The 18,297-nt window shown below is 71.9% G+C and carries 17 protein-coding genes; 8 read left to right on the top strand and 9 right to left on the bottom strand.

Annotated features, from left to right (window positions below; genetic code table 11):
- Positions 1-45: 45 nt before the first annotated feature.
- The 3 genes from VMR06_RS15530 to VMR06_RS15520 are packed head-to-tail and all read right to left on the bottom strand — an operon-like array spanning position 46 to position 4,261.
- Positions 46-768 carry a phosphoadenylyl-sulfate reductase gene (locus VMR06_RS15530; protein WP_325377951.1) on the bottom strand — a complete coding sequence of 241 codons (723 nt, stop codon included), beginning with the start codon at positions 766-768 and terminating at the stop codon, positions 46-48.
- The gene (gene cysI / locus VMR06_RS15525) at positions 765-2,453 is read right to left on the bottom strand and encodes an assimilatory sulfite reductase (NADPH) hemoprotein subunit (protein WP_325377949.1); all 1,689 of its coding nucleotides are present in this window, start codon (positions 2,451-2,453) and stop codon (positions 765-767) included. The genes VMR06_RS15530 and cysI overlap by 4 nt, the downstream gene beginning before the upstream one ends.
- Complete coding sequence (locus tag VMR06_RS15520; protein WP_325377947.1) at positions 2,453-4,261, bottom strand: assimilatory sulfite reductase (NADPH) flavoprotein subunit; 1,809 nt, start codon at positions 4,259-4,261, stop codon at positions 2,453-2,455. Before VMR06_RS15520 ends, cysI begins: the two co-directional genes overlap by 1 nt.
- Positions 4,262-4,490: 229 nt before the next feature.
- Between VMR06_RS15520 and VMR06_RS15515 the strand changes: the two genes are divergently transcribed.
- Positions 4,491-5,690, top strand: a complete 1,200-nt coding sequence (locus VMR06_RS15515; protein WP_325377945.1) for an OprO/OprP family phosphate-selective porin — start codon at positions 4,491-4,493, stop codon at positions 5,688-5,690.
- Positions 5,691-5,786: 96 nt separating this feature from the next.
- Entirely contained in the window at positions 5,787-6,740 is a 954-nt protein-coding gene (folE2, locus tag VMR06_RS15510; RefSeq protein ID WP_325377943.1) for a GTP cyclohydrolase FolE2, read from the top strand.
- Positions 6,741-6,770: 30 nt separating this feature from the next.
- Here the strand turns inward: folE2 and serA are convergent, their stop codons facing one another.
- Positions 6,771-8,006 (bottom strand): phosphoglycerate dehydrogenase, encoded by a 1,236-nt coding sequence (gene serA, locus VMR06_RS15505; protein ID WP_325377941.1) that lies wholly within the window; start codon positions 8,004-8,006, stop codon positions 6,771-6,773.
- Between the two features lie 172 nt (positions 8,007-8,178).
- Between serA and VMR06_RS15500 the strand changes: the two genes are divergently transcribed.
- Together VMR06_RS15500 and tadA are read left to right on the top strand one after the other, a co-directional pair.
- A complete protein-coding gene (locus VMR06_RS15500) occupies positions 8,179-9,576 on the top strand; it encodes an FAD-binding oxidoreductase (protein WP_325377939.1) in 1,398 nt (465 codons plus the stop codon).
- 37 nt (positions 9,577-9,613) lie between these two features.
- Positions 9,614-10,120 carry a tRNA adenosine(34) deaminase TadA gene (gene tadA / locus VMR06_RS15495; RefSeq protein ID WP_325377937.1) on the top strand — a complete coding sequence of 169 codons (507 nt, stop codon included), beginning with the start codon at positions 9,614-9,616 and terminating at the stop codon, positions 10,118-10,120.
- Between the two features lie 115 nt (positions 10,121-10,235).
- Here the strand turns inward: tadA and VMR06_RS15490 are convergent, their stop codons facing one another.
- A complete protein-coding gene (locus VMR06_RS15490) occupies positions 10,236-11,921 on the bottom strand; it encodes an electron transfer flavoprotein-ubiquinone oxidoreductase (RefSeq protein WP_325377935.1) in 1,686 nt (561 codons plus the stop codon).
- A gap of 162 nt (positions 11,922-12,083) precedes the next feature.
- Positions 12,084-12,980 (bottom strand): phosphoribosylaminoimidazolesuccinocarboxamide synthase, encoded by an 897-nt coding sequence (locus VMR06_RS15485; RefSeq protein ID WP_325377933.1) that lies wholly within the window; start codon positions 12,978-12,980, stop codon positions 12,084-12,086.
- Between the two features lie 207 nt (positions 12,981-13,187).
- On the opposite strand from VMR06_RS15485, the gene djlA reads away from it, so the two are divergent.
- Both djlA and rpe read left to right on the top strand, forming a co-directional pair.
- Complete coding sequence (gene djlA, locus VMR06_RS15480; RefSeq protein ID WP_325377931.1) at positions 13,188-13,970, top strand: co-chaperone DjlA; 783 nt, start codon at positions 13,188-13,190, stop codon at positions 13,968-13,970.
- 5 nt (positions 13,971-13,975) lie between these two features.
- Positions 13,976-14,650 carry a ribulose-phosphate 3-epimerase gene (gene rpe / locus VMR06_RS15475; protein WP_325377929.1) on the top strand — a complete coding sequence of 225 codons (675 nt, stop codon included), beginning with the start codon at positions 13,976-13,978 and terminating at the stop codon, positions 14,648-14,650.
- Positions 14,651-14,726: 76 nt separating this feature from the next.
- Here rpe and VMR06_RS15470 read toward each other — a convergent pair whose 3' ends face one another.
- Genes VMR06_RS15470 through VMR06_RS15460 form a run of 3 tightly spaced genes read right to left on the bottom strand, consistent with a single transcriptional unit; the run spans position 14,727 to position 15,210 of the window.
- Positions 14,727-14,885, bottom strand: coding sequence for a hypothetical protein (locus VMR06_RS15470; RefSeq protein WP_325377927.1), 159 nt, complete (start codon positions 14,883-14,885; stop codon positions 14,727-14,729).
- Positions 14,882-15,034, bottom strand: coding sequence for a hypothetical protein (locus VMR06_RS15465; protein WP_325377925.1), 153 nt, complete (start codon positions 15,032-15,034; stop codon positions 14,882-14,884). The genes VMR06_RS15470 and VMR06_RS15465 overlap by 4 nt, the downstream gene beginning before the upstream one ends.
- 17 nt (positions 15,035-15,051) lie before the next feature.
- Entirely contained in the window at positions 15,052-15,210 is a 159-nt protein-coding gene (locus VMR06_RS15460) for a hypothetical protein (protein WP_325377923.1), read from the bottom strand.
- A gap of 175 nt (positions 15,211-15,385) precedes the next feature.
- Between VMR06_RS15460 and pdsR the strand changes: the two genes are divergently transcribed.
- Both pdsR and VMR06_RS15450 read left to right on the top strand, forming a co-directional pair.
- A complete protein-coding gene (pdsR, locus tag VMR06_RS15455; RefSeq protein WP_325377921.1) occupies positions 15,386-16,075 on the top strand; it encodes a proteobacterial dedicated sortase system response regulator in 690 nt (229 codons plus the stop codon).
- 76 nt (positions 16,076-16,151) lie between these two features.
- Positions 16,152-18,176 (top strand): ATP-binding protein, encoded by a 2,025-nt coding sequence (locus VMR06_RS15450; protein ID WP_325377919.1) that lies wholly within the window; start codon positions 16,152-16,154, stop codon positions 18,174-18,176.
- Positions 18,177-18,297: the final 121 nt, after the last annotated feature.

The following is an 18,297-nucleotide window of genomic DNA, read 5'->3' as shown; positions in this document are numbered from 1 at the left end:
GGCCCGGCGGGCCGGCAGGGGATGAGGCGGTCGCGGACGGCGGCCTCAGGTGTCGTAGTGCAGGCCGCACTCGCGGCCGAGGCCGAAGAAGCGCGTGTCCTCGGCCGTCATGCCGTCGGCGAGCGCGCGCGTGGTGTGGACGTCGCCGATCGACACGTAGCCGCGTTCCCAGAGCGGGTGGTACGGCAGGTCGTGGCGGCGCAGATAGGTCCACACGTCGCGGTCGCTCCAGTCGGCCAGCGGATGCAGCTTCCAGCGTCCCTCGCGCAGCTCCAGTACCTGGGCGCCGGCGCGCGTGCGCGACTGGCTGCGTCGCAGGCCCGCGATCCAGGTCCGCGCGCCGAGCTCGTCGAGCGCGCGGCGCATCGGCTCGACCTTGCGCAGGCGGTTGTAGCGGCGCAGCCCTTCGGGACCGTCCTCCCAGAGACGGCCGTGGCGCGCCTCCATCCAGGCGACGCCGAGTTGCGGGCGATAGACGCGCAGCTGCAGGCCGAGCCGCTCGGTCAGGTAATCGGCGAAGCGGTAGGTCTCCGGGAACAGATAGCCGGTGTCGATCAGCACGACCGGCAGCTCGGGCCGCTGCCGCGTCGCCAGATGCAGCAGAGCCGCCGACTGCGCGCCGAAGCTCGATGACATGACGTGCGTGCCCGGCAGGTACTGCAAAGCCCAGGTCAGGCGCGCCGCGGCGTCGCGCCGTTCGAGCCAGGCGTTGATCTCGGCGCGCGCGCGCTCGTCTTCGGCTGCGCTGATCAGGTCCGGCAGATTCATGGCGCGCCCGCGGACGGCACGGCGGCCGCGATCAGGCCGCTGCGCAGCAGGCAATCGCCGAAGCGCTCGCCGGGCCGGCGCTCGGCGGCATAGCGCGCGAACAGGCGGTCGAGCTCGGCGAGGATCTGTGCCTCGGTCACGTTCTCTTGGTGCAGCCGGTTGAGGCGGCGGCCGCAGGCGTCGGCGCCGAGCATCAGGTTGTAGCGGCCGGGCGCCTTGCCGATCAGCGCGATCTCGCCCAGATACGGACGCGAGCAGCCGTTCGGGCAGCCGGAGATGCGCAGGCCGATCGGCGCGTCGGACAGGCCGTGCACCGCCAGCAGGGCCTCGATCCGATCGAGCAGCTCGGGCAGATAGCGCTCGGCCTCGGCCATCGCCAGCGAGCAGGTCGGCAGTGCGACGCAGGCCAGCGCATCGCGGCGGACCGGCGCGCGCCGATGGTCGTCCAGGCCGTGCTCGGCGACCAGGCGCTCGATCGCGTCGCGCGCGGCCGCGGAGACGTTGGCCACGATCAGGTTCTGGTTGCCGGTCAGGCGGAAATCGCCGTCGTGGATCCGCGCGATCGCGCGCAGGCCGCTCAGATGGCGGCGCGCACCGCGGTCGGCGACGCGGCCGGACTCGATGCGCAGACCCAGATGCCAGCGTCCGTCGTGCCCCTCGACCCAGCCGAAGCGGTCGCCGGCGTGCTCGAACGCACAGGCGCGCGCGGGCTGAAGCGGCTCGCCGAGCCGCCGCTCGACCTCGGCCTTGAACGCGGCCAGGCCGATCCGGTCGATCGTGTACTTGAGCCGCGACAGCTTGCGGTCGCTGCGGTCGCCCAGATCGCGCTGCGCGGTCACCACCGCCTCGGCGACCGCGAGCAGGCGGTCGGGCGTGACGAAGCCGATCACCTCGGCCAGCCGCGGATAGGTCCGCGCGTCGCCGTGCGTCGCGCCGAGTCCGCCGCCGACCGCGACATTGAAGCCGTGCAGCACGCCCTCCTCGATGATCGCGATCAGGCCCAGATCGTTCGCGAACACGTCGACGTCGTTGTACGGCGGGATCGCCAGCGCGGTCTTGAACTTGCGCGGCAGATAGACCGGCCCGTAGAGCGGTTCGTCCTCCTCGCCGCTGCCGGCGACCTTGCGTTCGTCGAGCCACAGCTCGTAGTAGGCGCGGGTCTGCGGCTTCAAGTGCTCGGACAGGCGGCAGGCCCAGGCGTAGACCTCGGCATGCGCGCGCGACTCGACCGGATTCGGCGAGACCATGACGTTGCGGTTGACGTCGCCGCAGGCCGCGATCGAGTCGATCAGGCTCTGGTTGATCGCCTGGATCGTCGCCTTGAGCTGATGCTTGATCACGCCGTGGAACTGGAACGCCTGACGCGTCGTCAGCCGCAGCGTGTGATTGGCGTAGCGCGTCGCGATCGCATCGAGCGCCAGCCATTGCGCCGGCGTGACCACGCCGCCGGGCGTACGCGTGCGGATCATGAAGCTGTAGGCCGGTTCGAGCTTCTGCGCGCGGCGCTCCTCGCGCAGGTCGCGGTCGTCCTGCTGATAGCTGCCGTGAAACTTGATCAGCTGGGTATCGTCGGCGCGCAGCGCGCCGGTCAGTTCGTCGGCGAGGCTCTCGGCCAGCGTGCCGCGCAGGCGCCGGCTGGCGGCCTTGATCGTCTCGACCGGGGAGGGCGGGGCAGCGGGCGGCATCAGTAGACGTCCCGGCCGTAGCGGCGATCGGCCGCGAGCGCGGCCACCCATTCGGCGGCCGACTCGGCGTCGTGGCCGCCGTGCGCGACCGCGATCTCGCGCAGCGCCGCATCGACGTCGCGCGCCATGCGCGAGGCGTCGCCGCAGACGTAGAGGTGGGCGCCGTTCTCGATCCAGTCGTAGAGCTCGCGGCCGCGACGGCGCAGCGCGTGCTGCACGTAGACCTTTTCGGGGCGGTCGCGCGAGAACGCCAGATCCACGCGGTGCAGATGGCCCTCGCGATGCGCTTGCTGCCATTCGGTCTGGTAGAGGAAGTCCAAGCGGAAATGGCGATGACCGAAGAACAGCCAGTTGCGTCCCGCTGCGCCGCTCTCGCTGCGTTCCTGCACGAAGGCGCGGAACGGCGCGACGCCGGTACCGGCGCCGATCATGACGATGTCGCGCGCCGGATCCTCGGGCAGGCGGAAGCGCTCGTTCGGCTCGACGAAGACCGGCACCGCATCGTCCTCGCCGCGATCGGCCAGGAAGCGCGAGGCGGTGCCGGCGCGTGCCTGGCCGAAGGCCTCGTAGCCGACCACGGCGACGGTCAGATGCACCTCGTCGCCGACCACGGCGCGGCTCGACGCGATCGAGTACAGACGCGGTGCCAGCGGGCGCAGCGCGGCGACGAGATCGGCGGCGTCCCAGGCCGCGGGATAGCGCTGCAACAGATCGATCAGCTGGTGGCCGTCGAGCAGGGCGCGCAGGGCATCGGCAGCGTCGGCCGCGAGCGCCGCGTCGAGCACGGCCGAGCGCGCACGCTGCGCGTGCGCGGCGACGAACGGCCGCGTCAGCCGCGTCAGCTCGCGCCGCGCCGCCAGCCATTGTGCGAGCGGCAGCGTCTCGCCGGCGATCGTCACCGTCTGCTCGCGATCGGCGCCGAGCGCCGCAAGCACGGCCTCGACCAGGCCCGGCGGCTGGGTCGGCCAGACGCCGAGCGCGTCGCCGGGCCGGTAGTCGAGGTTCGAGCCCTGCAGCGAGAGTTCGACGTGGCGGACGTCGCCGGCGCTGTCGCGGCCGACGATGCGCCGGTTCGACAGCAGCGGCGCCCTGAACGGCCGCTTGCGCGACCAGGCCGTCGCGTCCGCCGGCGCCGCCGGGCCGCGCAGCGGCGTCACCGTCGCCAGCGCGGGCGTCGGTTCGAGCACGGCCTGGGCTTGCGTCAGCGCGGTCCGCCGCCACGAAGCGGCGGCCGTGTCGACGTCGACGTCGGCTTCGCCGCGCGCGAACAGCCGTTCGGCGCCGAGGGCGGCCAGGCGCTCGTCGATCAGCGTGCCGACCGCGCAGAACTTCGGATAGCTCGAATCGCCAAGGCCGAGCACGGCATAGCGCAGCTGCGGCAGCCGCGGTGCGCGGCGGCCGGTCAGATGCTCGACGAACGCGCGTGCATCGTCCGGCGGATCGCCGTCGCCCTGCGTGCTGACGACGACGTAGAGCAGGCGCTCGGCCGGCAGCTCGCGCAGCGGATAGGCATCGGCGCGCAGGACGCGCCGCGGCAGGCCGGCCTGCTCGAGCTCGCGCGCGAGCGCCTCGGCCTGGCGGCGGGCGTTGCCGGTCTGCGAGCCGTAGACGATCGTGGCCGGGATCGCCGCCGCCGCTGCGGCCGACGGGACCGACGCGGCCTGGCGTATCGTATGCGCGGCCAGACCGGCGAGATAGCCCGAGGCCCATTGCAGGGCGTCGCGGTCCAGTCCTTCGGTCAGGCGCGTCAGTTGCGCGAGCGTGTCCGGACTGAGGGCGGTTGCCGGGCGGGCGGGTAGGGCGGACACCGATACTCCGTGGATTTGGACGTCCAGACGTCCGAATGAGAACGGATGCTAGGCGCTCCGGGCGCGCCGCGGAACGAACCGATGGTTATGGGTTCATGCCGGGCGCGGTCCGGATCGCCATGCGCTTGCCGGCGCGGCCGGGTGATCGGGATATGCGCAGCCCTCATTTCCGGGCCGGACGGCGCCGTGGCGATAGTGGCGGCCGATACTCATCAGCAGGGGGATGCACATGCGCAAGCTTGCAACGGGGCCGTTGGCGGCGTTTGCGGTCGCGATCGCGCCGGCGAGTGGCCCGGCGGCCGCCTACGGCATCGACGACTGGCCCACCCACGTCGTGTTCGCCGACGGCGCCGACCTCGGCCTCAGCGCGCAGTACCAGTTCGACACCAACCGGTTCTCGGACGATCGCCTGCCCGACGGAAGCCACCGCTTCGACGACGAGAGCGCGAACCGGCGCAAGGAACTCGGCTTCTATCTGCGCAAGAAGGGCGTCTACGACCTCGGCACGGTCTACGACTTCTGGAACAAGCAGTGGCTGGACACCTACGCGCGCGTGCAGTCCCAGGCGCTGTTCGGCGCGGACTATGGTGCGTTCCGGATCGGCTACACCAAGACCCCGGTCGGCTTCGAGGGCGTGACCAGCTCGCGCGCGACCAGCTTCCTCGAGACCGCGCTGCCGATCCAGGCGTTCTACGAGAACCGCCGCACCGGCATCGACTGGGCGTTCGAGCGGCCGCGCTACCGGGTCGATCTGGGCTACTACTTCGGTCAGGATCTGCAGGGCGACAACGACGGCACGACCGTCGGCGGTCGCGTGGCGGTCACGCCGGTCAAGGCGGCCGGGCAGGTGCTGCATCTGGGCGTCTCGGCCTCGCGCGAGTCGCCCGATGCCAGCACCGACGGGCAGGGCCGGCGTAACCGGCCGTCGATCCGGCCGCGCGCAAGGCCCGAGGCCGCGCTGACGCCGGTGCGCCTGGTCGACACCGGCACGCTCGGCGACGTCGACACGATCGACCGCCTCGGCCTGGAGGCGCTGTGGATCGACGGTCCGTGGTCGCTGCAGGGCGAAGTGCTGACGCTCGCGGTCGAGCGCAGCCGCGGCCTGCCGGACTTCCGCGGGCACGGCTACTACGTGTTCGGCAGCTGGATCGCGACCGGCGAATCGCGGCCGTACAGCGGCGGCAACAGCGGCAACGTCAAGCCGAAGGGCCGCTGGGGCGCGCTCGAATGGCTGCTGCGCTACAGCGCGGTGGATCTGGACGACGGCGCGATCCGCGGCGGCCGCCAGCACGACTGGACGCTCGGCGCGAACTGGTACCTGACCCCGTACGTCAAGTTTCAGGCCAACTACGTCAAGGCGGCCAGCCGCCGGCAGGGACTGGACCTCGATCCGGCGGTGTTCCAGCTGCGCGCGCAGGTCTTCTTCTGAGACGTGCGGGCGCGGGCTCACTTGACCTTCGGCCGATCGCGCCCAAGATAGGGCCGGCGGGTCCGCCCGCCCCCGATCCTGAACGAGTTTTCCGCGATGACCGCCACCGACAGCAGCGCCCTGCGCGCGATGCCCGATATCGCCACCGAGCCGCAGGCGGCCACCGCCGGCGTGCTGGACTGGGTCGGCATGGACGAGATCGCGGCGCCGGTGCGGCTGGCGCTGGCCGACGGCAGCATCGTGCAGTCGCCGGCACGCGTGGCCGCATTCGTCAACCTCAAGCGTCCGGACGCGCGCGGCATCCACATGTCGCGGCTGTATCTGCACGTGGACCGGCATCTGTCGTCCGAGCCGCTGACGCCGTGCTCGCTGCGGCGGCTGCTGCGCGATTTTCTCGATTCGCACGCCGATCTGTCCGATCGCGCGAAGGTGTCGATCCGCTTCGACCACATGGTGCGGCGGCCGGCGCTGCGCAGCGACAACAGCGGCTGGAAGTCCTATCCGATCCAGGTCTCGGCCTCGCTGCACGAGGGCCAGTTCGCGCTCGAGCTCGGCTGCCAGATCGCCTATTCGAGCACCTGTCCGTGCTCGGCCGCGCTGGCGCGCCAGCTGATCCAGCAGCGCTTCGCGGCCGACTTCGCCGACCGCCCGCTGTCGCGCGAGGCCGTGCTCGACTGGCTCGGCCGCGAGCAGGGCATCGTCGCCACGCCGCACAGCCAGCGCAGCCTCGCCGAGGTGCGCGTGCGCCTGGCGCCGGGCTTCGAGTTTCCGATCCTGGACCTGATCGACCGTGTCGAGGACGCACTGCAGACGCCGGTGCAGACCGCGGTCAAGCGCGAGGACGAGCAGGCGTTCGCGCTGCTCAACGGCCAGAACCTGATGTTCTGCGAGGATGCGGCGCGGCGCATGCAGCACGCGCTCGACGCCGACGAGCGCATCGCCGACTTCTGGGTGCGCGCCAGCCATCTGGAGAGCCTGCACCCGCACGACGCGGTCGCGGTCGCCAGCAAGGGCGTACGCGGCGGCTACGGCGCCGACCCGGCCCCGTAATCCCCCGGCCGGCCGCGGTCCGATCTCCGGTCAGTACAATACGCGCGCGCGCAGCGTACCGGGAATCTGCGCCAGCGCGTCCTTGAGCGCGCCGGCCTGCGCCTCGGACGTCGACACGTCGATCACGACGTAGCCGATCGACGGATTGGTCTGCAGATACTGGCCGTCGATGTTGACGTTCTCGCGCGAGAACAGCTCGTTGATCCGCGACAGCATGCCCGGCGTGTTGCGATGGATGTGCAGCAGGCGGCGGCTGTGCGGATGCTCGGGCAGCGTGACCTCGGGGAAGTTGACCGCCGACAGCGTCGAGCCGTTGTCGCTGTAGCGCACCAGCTTGGCCGCGACCTCAATGCCGATGTTGTCCTGGGCTTCGAGCGTGCTGCCGCCGACGTGCGGCGTCAGCAGCACGTTGTCCATGCCGACCAGCGGCGAGACGAAGCGGTCGTCGTTGCCCTTGGGCTCGACCGGGAACACATCGATCGCCGCGCCGGCGACGTGGCCGCTGCGCAGCGCGTCGGCCAGCGCGTCGATGTCGACCACGGTGCCGCGCGAGGCATTGATCAGGCAGGCGCCGCGGCGCATCCGTGCCAGTTCGGCGGCGCCGATCATCAGCCGCGTCTGCGGCGTTTCGGGTACGTGCAGCGTGACCACGTCGGCGCGCGCGAGCAGGTCGTCGAGGTTCGCCGCCGGCTGCGCGTTGCCGAGCGTGAGCTTGGACTCGATGTCGTGGAACAGCACGCGCATGCCGAGCCCCTCGGCGAGCAGGCCGACCTGGGTGCCGATGTGGCCGTAGCCGACGATGCCGAGCACCTTGCCGCGCACCTCGTAGCTGCCGGCGGCGGACTTGGACCAGCCGCCGCGATGGCACTGCGCGTTCTTCTGCGGGATGCCGCGCATCAGCAGGATTGCCTCGGCCAGCACCAGCTCGGCGACGCTGCGCGTATTGGAGTACGGCGCGTTGAACACCGGCACGCCCAGATCCTGGGCGGCCGCCAGGTCGACCTGGTTGGTGCCGATGCAGAAGCAGCCGACCGCGATCAGGCGCTTGGCGCTCTCGAGTACGCCGGCGTCGAGCTGGGTGCGCGAACGGATGCCGATCAGATGCGCCTCGGCGACGCGGCGCTTGAGCTCGGCTTCGGGCAGCGACTTGTCGTGGTACTCGATCTGCGAGTAGCCGGCGGCCTTGAACGTCTCGACGGCGCTGGGGCTGACGCCTTCGAGCAGCAGTACGCGGATGTCCTGCTTCGGGAACGAGGTCTTCTTCATCGGTGGCGGTGGCGTCTCGCGGCGGAGCCCGGTCCGGGCCGGCCGGGCGAGGGCCAGACTATGCCACGAGCCGGCCGCGCCGCGCGGCGGCGGCCGGTGGACGGTTTGCCGCATCGCTGGCAGGCTAGGTGCCCGCGGCCCGCCGGGGCCGCATCCGTAAGTCCGCTCGCCGATGCCCAAGACCGATCCCGTGCTGGCCGACCTGGTCGCCGGCCAGCCGCAGCTGACCGTGACCACCGATCCGGGCGACCTGGAGCACTACGGCCGCGACTGGACCCGGCGCTGGCGGCCGGCCCCGCTCGCGGTCGTGCTGCCGAGCGAGGTCGCGCAGGTGCAGGCGATCGTGCGCTGGGCGCTCGAGCGCCACATCGCGCTGGTGCCCTCGGGCGGACGCACCGGCCTTTCCGGCGGCGCCGTCGCCGCGCACGGCGAGGTCGTGGTCAGCTTCGAGCGCATGAACCGCGTGCTCGGCTTCGACGCCGCCGACCGCACGCTGACGGTGCAGCCGGGCCTGCCGCTGGAGCGCCTGCAGCAGGCCGCCGCCGAGCACGGCCTGCTCTATCCGGTCGACTTCGCGGCGCGCGGCTCGTGCACGATCGGCGGCAACATCGCGACCAACGCCGGCGGCATCCGCGTGATCCGCTACGGCAATACGCGCGAATGGATCGCCGGGCTCAAGGTGGTCACCGGCAGCGGCGAGCTGCTCGATCTCAATCGCGGCCTGATCAAGAACTCCAGCGGCTACGATCTGCGCCATCTGATGATCGGCTCGGAAGGCACGCTGGGCCTGGTCGTCGAGGCGCGCGTGCGCCTGACCGATCCGCCGCCGGCCTCGAGCGTGATGCTGTTCGCGCTGCCGGCGATGGACGCGCTGATGCGCGTGTTCGACGCCTGCCGCCGCCAGCTGACGCTCGGCGCGTTCGAGTTCTTCACCGACCGCGCGCTGCACCACGTGGTCGCGCACGGCGCGCAGCCGCCGTTCGCGCAGGGCGCGCCGTTCTACGTGATCGTCGAGTTCGACGCGGCCGGCGAAGCCGAGCAGGCGCTGGCGCTGAACGTGTTCGAGCAGTGCCTGGACAACGGCTGGGTCGTCGACGGCGTGATGAGCCAGAGCGCGGCCCAGGCCGCCGCGCTGTGGCGATTGCGCGAGGGCATCACCGAGAGCCTGGCGCCGCACCGCCCGTACAAGAACGACATCGCGGTGCGGATCGGCGAGATTCCGGCCTTCATGCACGGCATGCAGGCGATCTTCGCGCGCGAGTATCCCGATTTCGAGGTGGTCTGGTTCGGCCACATTGGCGACGGCAACCTGCACATCAACGTGCTCAAGCCGGCCGGCCTGGCCGACGATGCGTTCATCGCGCAGTGCGAGCACGTCACGCGCCTGCTCGGCGATGCGCTGGCCGCCTGCGGCGGCAGCATCTCGGCCGAGCACGGCATCGGCCTGGTCAAGAAGCCCTACCTCGCCGGTACGCGCAGCCCCGCCGAGATCGCCGTCATGCGCGGCATCAAGCGCGTGCTCGATCCGGCCGGCCTGCTCAATCCCGGCAAGCTGTTCGACGAGCCGTGAAGCGCCGCGCCGCCAGACCTCCGTCGCCGGGCGTCCGATGGAACCGCTGACGCCGATCGACGCCGCACTCGACGCGCGCGACCGCCATTACATGCAGCGCGCGCTCGACTGCGCGCGCGAGGCGCAGGCGCGCCACGGCGAGGTGCCGGTTGGCGCGCTCGTCGTGGTCGGCGACGCGATCGTCGCCGAGGGCGGCAACCGCTGCATCACCGACCACGATCCGACCGCGCACGCCGAGATCGTCGCGCTGCGCGCGGCCGGCCGCGCGCTCGGCAACTACCGCCTGCCCGGCGCGACGCTGTACGTGACGCTGGAGCCGTGCGTGATGTGCGCCGGCGCGATGATCCATGCGCGCGTCGAGCGCGTCGTCTACGCTGCCGCCGATCCGAAGACCGGCGCGGCCGGCAGCGTGTTCGACACGCTGATCAGCGAGCGCCACAACCACCGCGTCGCGGTGCGCGGCGGCGTGCTCGCCGAGGAGGCCGGCGAGCTGCTGCGCGGCTTCTTCGGCGCGCGCCGGCAGGCGGCCGCGCTGCGCCGCTGAGGTCCGCGCCGGCGAGCTGGGCGCTGGCGTATGCGGCCGTCCGCCCCCGCCGAGCGGGCGCCGCTACGGCGCCCGCGCACATCCGGATCTGCGCAAGGCTCGCGCCAGCGGCGGCTCACATGCCCGAGTAGTTCGGTCCGCCGCCGCCCTGTGGCGCGACCCAGACGATGTTCTGCGTCGGGTCCTTGATGTCGCAGGTCTTGCAGTGCACGCAGTTGGCCGCGTTGATCTGCAGGCGCTCGCCGCCGCCTTCGGCCGGTACGAACTCGTAGACCGCGGCCGGGCAGTAGCGCGCCTCGGGGCCGGCATAGGTGGCGAGGTTGATCGCGACCGGCACCGCCGGATCCTTCAGCGTCAGATGCGCCGGCTGGTCCTCCTCGTGATGGGTGCTGCTGAGGAACACCGAGCTCAGCCGGTCGAACGTCAGCACGCCGTCGGGCTTCGGATAGACGATGCGCGTATGGCGGTCGGCCGGCTCGAGGCAGGCATGGTCGGCGACGCGGCGGCGCAGCGTCCACGGCGGCGTGCGCAGGCCGAGCTTGGGCAGCAGCCACTGCTCGATGCCGTTCATCAGCGTCGCGACCAGCAGGCCCTTCTTGAACCACTGCTTGAAGTTCTTCGAGGCATCCAGCTCCTCGCGCAGCCAGCTGCGCTCGTAGGCCTGCGGATAGGCGGTCAGCTCGTCGCGCGCGCGGCCGGCGCCGATCGCCTCGAACGCGGCCTCGGCGGCGAGCATGCCGGTCTTGATCGCGGCATGGCTGCCCTTGATGCGGCTGGCGTTGAGGAAGCCGGCCTCGCAGCCGATCAGCGCGCCGCCCGGGAACACGGTCCTGGGCAGCGAGACGACGCCGCCGGCGGTGATCGAGCGAGCGCCATAGCCGATCCGCTTGCCGCCTTCGAGGTGGCTGCGGATCGCCGGATGCGTCTTGAAGCGCTGGAATTCCTCGAACGGGCTCAGCCACGGGTTCTTGTAGTCCAGGCCGACGACGAAGCCGACCGCGACCTTGCCGTCCTCCAGGTGGTACAGGAACGAGCCGCCGTAGGTATCGGACGCCAGCGGCCAGCCGGCGGTATGCACGACCAGGCCCGGCCGGGCCTTGGCCGGGTCGACCTGCCACAGCTCCTTGATGCCGATGCCGTAGCTCTGCGGATCGCGGCCCTCGTCGAGCCGGTAGCGCGCGATCAGCTCGCGGCCGAGCTGGCCGCGCGAGCCTTCTGCGAAGATCACGTATTTGGCGGTCAGCTCCATGCCGAGCTGGAACTGCTCGGTCGGCTCGCCGTCCTTGCCGACGCCGAGGTTGCCGGTCGCGACGCCGCGCACCGCGCCGGCCTCGTCGTAGAGCACCTCGGCCGCGGCGAAGCCGGGAAAGATCTCCACGCCGGCCGCCTCGGCCTCGCGCGCGAGCCAGCGCACGACGTTGCCGAGGCTGACGATGTAGTTGCCGTGGTTGTTCAGGCTCGACGGAATCAACAGCTTCGGCGTCGCGATTGCGCGCTCGCGGCCGAGGAACAGGATCTGATCCTCGGTGACCGGCTGGTTCAGCGGCGCGCCGCGCGATTGCCAGTCCGGGATCAGCTCGGTCAGCGCGCGCGGATCCATGATCGCGCCGGACAGGATATGCGCGCCGGGCTCCGATCCCTTCTCGAGCACGCAGACCGACAGCTCGCGACCGGCCGCGGCGGCCAGCTGCTTGAGCCGGATCGCGCAGGCCAGACCACCGGGGCCGGCACCGACCACGACGACGTCGTATTCCATCGACTCGCGCGGGCCGTATTTCGCTAGCAGTTCATCGTGATTCATGGCTGAGGTTCCGTCGGGACGACCCTGGCTTCGAGGGGATGCCGGACACGGACGGTCCGCACCGGCGGTTCGACCGCCGATGATCGCACGGCGGCGCGCCGAGGGCATGCCGCACGGTGGCGTGAAGGACGCCGCCGGCCGCGGCGGGCGGATGCCGGACGCTCAGTCCAGCGTGATGCCGGCGAGCTTCTGCAGCGCCTCGGCGTAGCGCGCGGCGGTGCCGTCGATGATCGCGCGCGGCAGGATCGGCGCCGGGGCGCGCTTGTTCCAGTCCAGCGTCTCGAGGTAGTCGCGCACGTACTGCTTGTCGTAGCTCGGCGGGCTGCTGCCGGGCTGGTACTGGTCGGCCGGCCAGAAGCGCGAGGAGTCGGGCGTCAGCATCTCGTCCATGACGTAGAGCCGGCCTTCGGCGTCGGTGCCGAACTCGAACTTGGTATCGGCGATCAGGATACCGCGCTCGGCCGCATAGGCGGCGGCATAGCGGTACAGCTTGAGTGTCGCGTCGCGGACCCGCTCGGCGAGGTCGGCACCGATCGTCGCGACGACCTGGTCGAAGCTGACGTTCTGGTCGTGGTCGCCGAGCGCGGCCTTGGTCGACGGCGTGAAGATCGGCTCGGGCAGGCGGTCGGCCTGGCGCAGGCCGGCCGGCAGCGCGATGCCGCAGACCCTGCCGCTGGCCTGGTAGTCCTTCCAGCCCGATCCGATCAGATAGCCACGCGCGATCGCCTCCACCGGCAGCGCGTTGAGGCGGCGTGCGACGACGCTGCGCTTCTCGTACAGCGCCGCGTCCACGCCGGCCGGCAGCACCGACGCGACCGGCTTGCCGGTCAGGTGGTTGGGCACCAGCGTCCGGGTCTTGTCGAACCAGAAGTTCGACAGCTGGGTCAGGATTTCGCCCTTGCCGGGAATCGGATCGGGCAGGACGACGTCGAATGCGCTCAGGCGGTCGCTGGCGACGATCAGCAGCTCGTCGGCCGAGAGCGCATAGACGTCGCGAACCTTGCCGCGGTGGATCAGTTCGAGGTCGGGCAGGTTCGACTGGTGCAGGATGGTCGGCACGGCGGTGAACGGTCTTTCGTGGAAAGGGCGCGATTGTAGCGGCAACTGATCGGCGTCGATGTGTCGGTGTCGACGTCGCCGCACGCGCCGCGGCGTCCGGCCGGACCGGTTTGCTACCATGCGCCACCCGGCGCGCCGGCCGTGTCGCGCCGGTACGCCGGCCCGGCGCATTCCCGTTTCCCTCATGCGTTCTCCCGTCACTCCTCGATGAAGATCCTCGGCAAGATCGTCGGCGCCGTCGTCGGCTTCGTGATCACCCGCAACGGCTGGGGCCTGCTGGCCGGACTGTTTCTCGGCCATCTGTGGGACCTCGGCGTGCTGAGGCCGCGTCCGCCGGTGCGCAGCGCCTCGTTCCTCAACCCGCTGTTCGCGTTCGCCGGCGCGGTATCCAAGTCCGACGGGCGCGTCTCGGAGGCCGAGATCCAGGCCGCCGAGGCGCTGATGACGCGCATGCAGCTCGACGGCGAGCAGCGGCGCGCGGCGATCGACAGCTTCAACCGCGGCAAACAGTCGCAGTTCGACACGCAGCCGGCGATCGCCGAGCTGCGCGCCTGGGCCGGCGGCCGCCGCGACCTCGGCTTCCTGCTGCTCGACATGCTGCTCGACATCGTCCACGCCGACGGTGCGCTGTCGAACGAGAAGCTGAGCCTGATCGGCCGGCTCGCCGGCGCGCTCGGCATCAGCGACAACGAATTCAGCGCGCTGTCGGCGATGAAGGGCTACGGCCGGCGCGGCACCGGCCCCGGTGCGCAGCCGGGCGGCGGCCGCAGCGCGCGCCCGCAGCCCGGTCGGCCCGACCCGTACGCGATCCTCGGCCTCGCCCGCGGCGCCAGCGACCGCGACATCAAGACGGCGTGGCGGCGGTTGATGAGCCAGCACCATCCCGACAAGCTCGGCGACGTTCCCGACGAGCTCAAGCGCCGGGCCGAACAGCGGGCGCGCGAGATCAACGCGGCCTACGAACAGATCAAGAACGAGCGCGGTCACTGAAAGCCATGGCAAAGCAATCCTGCGTCATCGCACCGTCCATCCTCTCGGCCGATTTCGCGCGCCTCGGCGCCGAGGTCGATGCGGTTCTCGCCGCCGGCGCCGACTGGGTGCATTTCGACGTGATGGACAACCACTACGTGCCGAACCTGACGATCGGGCCGCTGGTCTGCGAGGCGCTGCGCAAGCATGGCGTCATCGCCCCGATCGACGTCCATCTGATGGTCAAGCCGGTCGACCGCATCGTGCCGGACTTCGCCAAGGCCGGCGCGACGACGATCAGCTTCCATCCGGAGGCGAGCGAGCACGTCGACCGCACGATCCAGCTGATCAGGAGTGCCGGCTGCGGCGCCGGCCTGGTGCTGAACCCGGCCACGCCGCTGAACCATCTCGATCACGTGCTCGACCAGCTCGACCTGGTGCTGCTGATGTCGGTCAATCCGGGGTTCGGCGGACAGAGCTTCATCCCGTCGGCGCTCGACAAGCTGCGCGCCGTGCGCGAGCGGATCGACCGCAGCGGCCGCGCGATCCGGCTCGAGATCGACGGCGGCGTCAAGGCCGACAACATCGCCGAGATCGCGCGCGCCGGCGCCGACACCTTCGTCGCCGGCTCGGCGATCTTCGGCCAGTCCGACTATGCGGCGGTCATCGCCGCGATGCGCGCGGCGGTCGCCTCGGTCTGAGCGGGGGCGACAGAAGATCCGCGCTGCACCGCCGGCGGAGGAGCGCGGCGCAGCGCGGACGAAAGACGCCGGGCGGTCAGCGTTCGCGCGCCGTCAGGCGCGGCTGGACGGTCCCGGGTCGCGGCGTGGCGCAGCGCTCGAGCAGCCAGGCCAGGAAGTAGCGGTCATGGCGCTGCCGCCTGCGACCGGTCGCCGCCGCGGGCGGCGCCGGCGCGAGCCGCGGCACGATGTTCATTGCGCGGCCGCCGCGGCTGGCGCGCCGGCCGGTCCGGGATCGGAAGCGCCGACGGTTGCGGCGAGGCCGAGCAGCAGGGCGAGTACCGCGAACGCGATGCGCATCGGTTCGCGGCCTTCGAGGTCGGTATCGGGGCGGGGGTCTTTCACGGCGGTCTCCTTTTCGATCAGGGGCGCGGCGCTGCCGCGGCGGCTGCGACGGCCAGCCTGGCCGCATCCGGCGCGCCGGCCGGCAGCAGCGCGGTCAGCACGGCGAGGCCGGTCCAGGCCAGGCACAACAGATGGAAGCCGCGCTGCCGGTAGTACGGTCGGGACGAGGACGGCACGAACGGCGGCTCCATCGGGGTGTGTGGCGGCCATTGCAGCGCCGGTGCCGGCCGTCGCGGCGGCCCGCCGATGGCGGAGCGACGACCGGTTGTGGCGGTTCGCGGGCAGCGGCCGCCGATGCGTTGCGTGCCGCTCGCAGCCCTGCGTAAGCTGGCCGCCACCCGGAGGACACCCATGCCGCGCACCATCGCCATCGTCGAAGACGAACCCCTGATCCGCGCCAACTACGTCGAGGCGCTCGGCCGGATCGGCTACGAGGTCCGCGGCTACGCCTCGCGCCCGGAAGCCGAGGCCGTGTTCGCGCAGCGCATGCCGGAGCTGGTCATCATCGACATCGGACTCGGCGACGAGCCCGAAGGCGGGTTCGAGCTGTGCCGCTCGCTGCGCGTGCGTTCGCCGACGCTGCCGATCATCTTCCTGACCGCGCGCGATTCGGATTTCGACGTGATCTCGGGCCTGCGCCTCGGCGCCGACGACTACCTCGCCAAGGATGTCTCGTTCCATCAGCTCGCGGCGCGGATCAGCGCGCTGTTCCGGCGCATGGACGCCTTGCGCCGGCCGGCCGAGAGCGACAGCGTGATCGAGCAGGGGCCGCTGCGGATCGAGTCGGAGCGCATGCGGATCAGCTGGGCCGGTCAGGACGTGCCGCTGACGGTGACCGAATTCTGGATGGTCTACACGCTGGCGCGTTTCCCGGGCCACGTGAAGAGCCGCGATCAGCTGATGCGCGATGCCCAGGTCGTCGTCGACGACGCGACGATCACATCGCACATCAAGCGCATCCGCAAGAAGTTCGTCGCGATCGATCCGGCGTTCGACGCGATCGACACCGTGCACGGCGCCGGCTACCGGTGGCGCGGCTGAACGCGCCGGCATCCGGCGCGCGCGGCCGCGCGCGGCGCCGCCGCGATCCGGTCCGAGTCCCACGGATGCGCCCGGCATGTCGCTGCGCTTCAAGCTGCTGATCGTCGCGCTGTCGACGCTGGTGCTGCCGTGGATGGGCTGGCAGCTCGTCCGGCAGACCGAGAGCCTGTTGCGGCAGGGGCAGGAGCAGGCGCTGCAGGCTTCGGCCGAGGCGATCGTCAAGGCGATCGACGCGCTCGGCGTCGCCGTGCCGGTCGAAGAGCCGGTGTTTCCGGCATTCGCGGCGACCGCGCCGGTTCTCGTCGACGGCTACACCGACGACTGGAGCGCATGGCGGGCCGACCTGCAGCCGGTCGGCCCCGGCGATCAGGCGCGCGCGCGCGTCGCCCTGGCCGAGGATCGCGCCTGGCTCTACGTGCTGGTCGAGGTGCGCGACGGCACGCGCACCCGCGTCGATGCGCGCGACCGGCGGGTGTGGACCAGCGATCACGTCGTGCTCGAGCTCGAGCGCGGCGGCGAGCGCTCGCGCTATCCGTTGGCCAGCGCCGCACCGGGCGAGTTCGACGCGCCGGCCGATCCGCCGCTGCGCGAACTGCCCGAACGCATCCTCGGCCAGTGGCAGGAGGACGGCTCGTCGTACCGCATCGAGTTCCGCCTGCCGCGCGCGGTGCTGCCGGACCGGCTCGCGTTCGCGCTGTACGACGCGGCCGCTCCGGCGCGTGCCGATCCGCCGCTGCGCCGCCTGCTGCGCTACGACGAGGATGCGGCGCGCGCCCTGGCGCGGCTCGCGCCGGAGCGCATGCGTGCGCGCCTGGCGACGCCGGAAGGCTGGCTCGTCGCCGACAGCGGCGGTCTCGTCGCCGATGCCGACGCGGCCGAGCCCGACGACGAGGGCTGGTTCGGCGGTCTGATCTACCGCGGCATGATCGCGCCGGCCTTGACCGGGACGCGGTCGCTCGACGGCGTCTCGGCACGGCTCGCCGGCGAGGAGGTCGCGGCGGCGGCGACCGGCCGGCCGCGCCTGAGCTGGCGCCCCGGCGAGCGTCCCGGCGAGGTGGTGCTGGCCGCGGCCGTGCCGCGCCATGCCGATGGGCGCGTGACCGGTGTATTGCTGCTCGAGCAGGCCAGCCGCGCGCTGCCGCTGCTGGCCAACCGCGCGTTGACCGGGCTGGCGGTCGCCAGCGCGATCGCGCTGGCCGTCGCGGCCGGCGTCCTGGTCTCGTTCGGTGCGCTGCTGTCTTTCCGGATCCGCCGCCTGCGCAACGCCGCCGAACAGGCGGTCGGCAGCGGCGGTCGCTGGACCGGACCGCTGCCGCTGGCCGATGCCGGCGACGAGCTCGGCGATCTGGCACGCAGCTTCGGCAAGCTGCTGCACGAGGTCGACGCCTACACCGGCTACCTGCGCACGCTGGCGTCCAAGCTCTCGCACGAGCTCAACACGCCGCTGGCGATCGTCAAGTCCTCGCTCGACAACCTCGACCAGCAGCCGCTCGGCGACGGCGCACGCGCGTATCTGGCGCGCGCCCGCGACGGCGCCGAGCGGCTCGGCACGATCGTCCGCGCGATGAGCGAATCGCACCGGATCGAGCGCGCGATCGCCTCGGCCGATGCCGAGGACTTCGACCTGGCCGCCCTGGTCGCCGGCTGCGCCGAGGGCTATCGCGCGCTGGCCGGCCCGCGCACGATCCGGCTGCGGCTGCCGGACGGCCCGGTGCCGTTCCACGGCGCGCCGGAGCTGATCGCCCAGGCGCTCGACAAGCTGTTCGACAACGCGCGCTCGTTCACGCCCGAAGGCGGCTGGATCGAGCTGCGTCTGGCGCGCGAACGCGACGGCGTCGTGCTGACGGTCGCCAACAGCGGCCCGCTGCTGCCGGCGGCGCTGCAGGACCGGCTGTTCGACACGCTGGTCAGCATGCGCGAGCGCAGCGCGCGCGGCAGCGGCGAAGCGCCGCATCTGGGCCTGGGCCTGTACGTGGTGCGCCTGGTCGCCGATCTGCACCGCGGCCACGCCGCTGCGCACGACCGTGCCGAACGCGACGGCGTCGAGTTCGTGCTGCGCCTGGCTGGCATGCCGCGGCGGCGTCTGGCCGACGTGCACTGACGCCGGACGCCCTGCTATGTTGGCGGGCCGACTCGCGACCGGGCGCGCCTGTCGTCGATTCGCCGCGCACGCGGGTCGATTCGCGCGGACAATGCCGGGCCGGGCCCCGTGCTTCGCGGAC

Source organism: Dokdonella sp. (assembly GCF_035511235.1).
Lineage (GTDB): Bacteria > Pseudomonadota > Gammaproteobacteria > Xanthomonadales > Rhodanobacteraceae > Dokdonella.
This window is presented reverse-complemented; position numbering and strand designations above follow the sequence as displayed.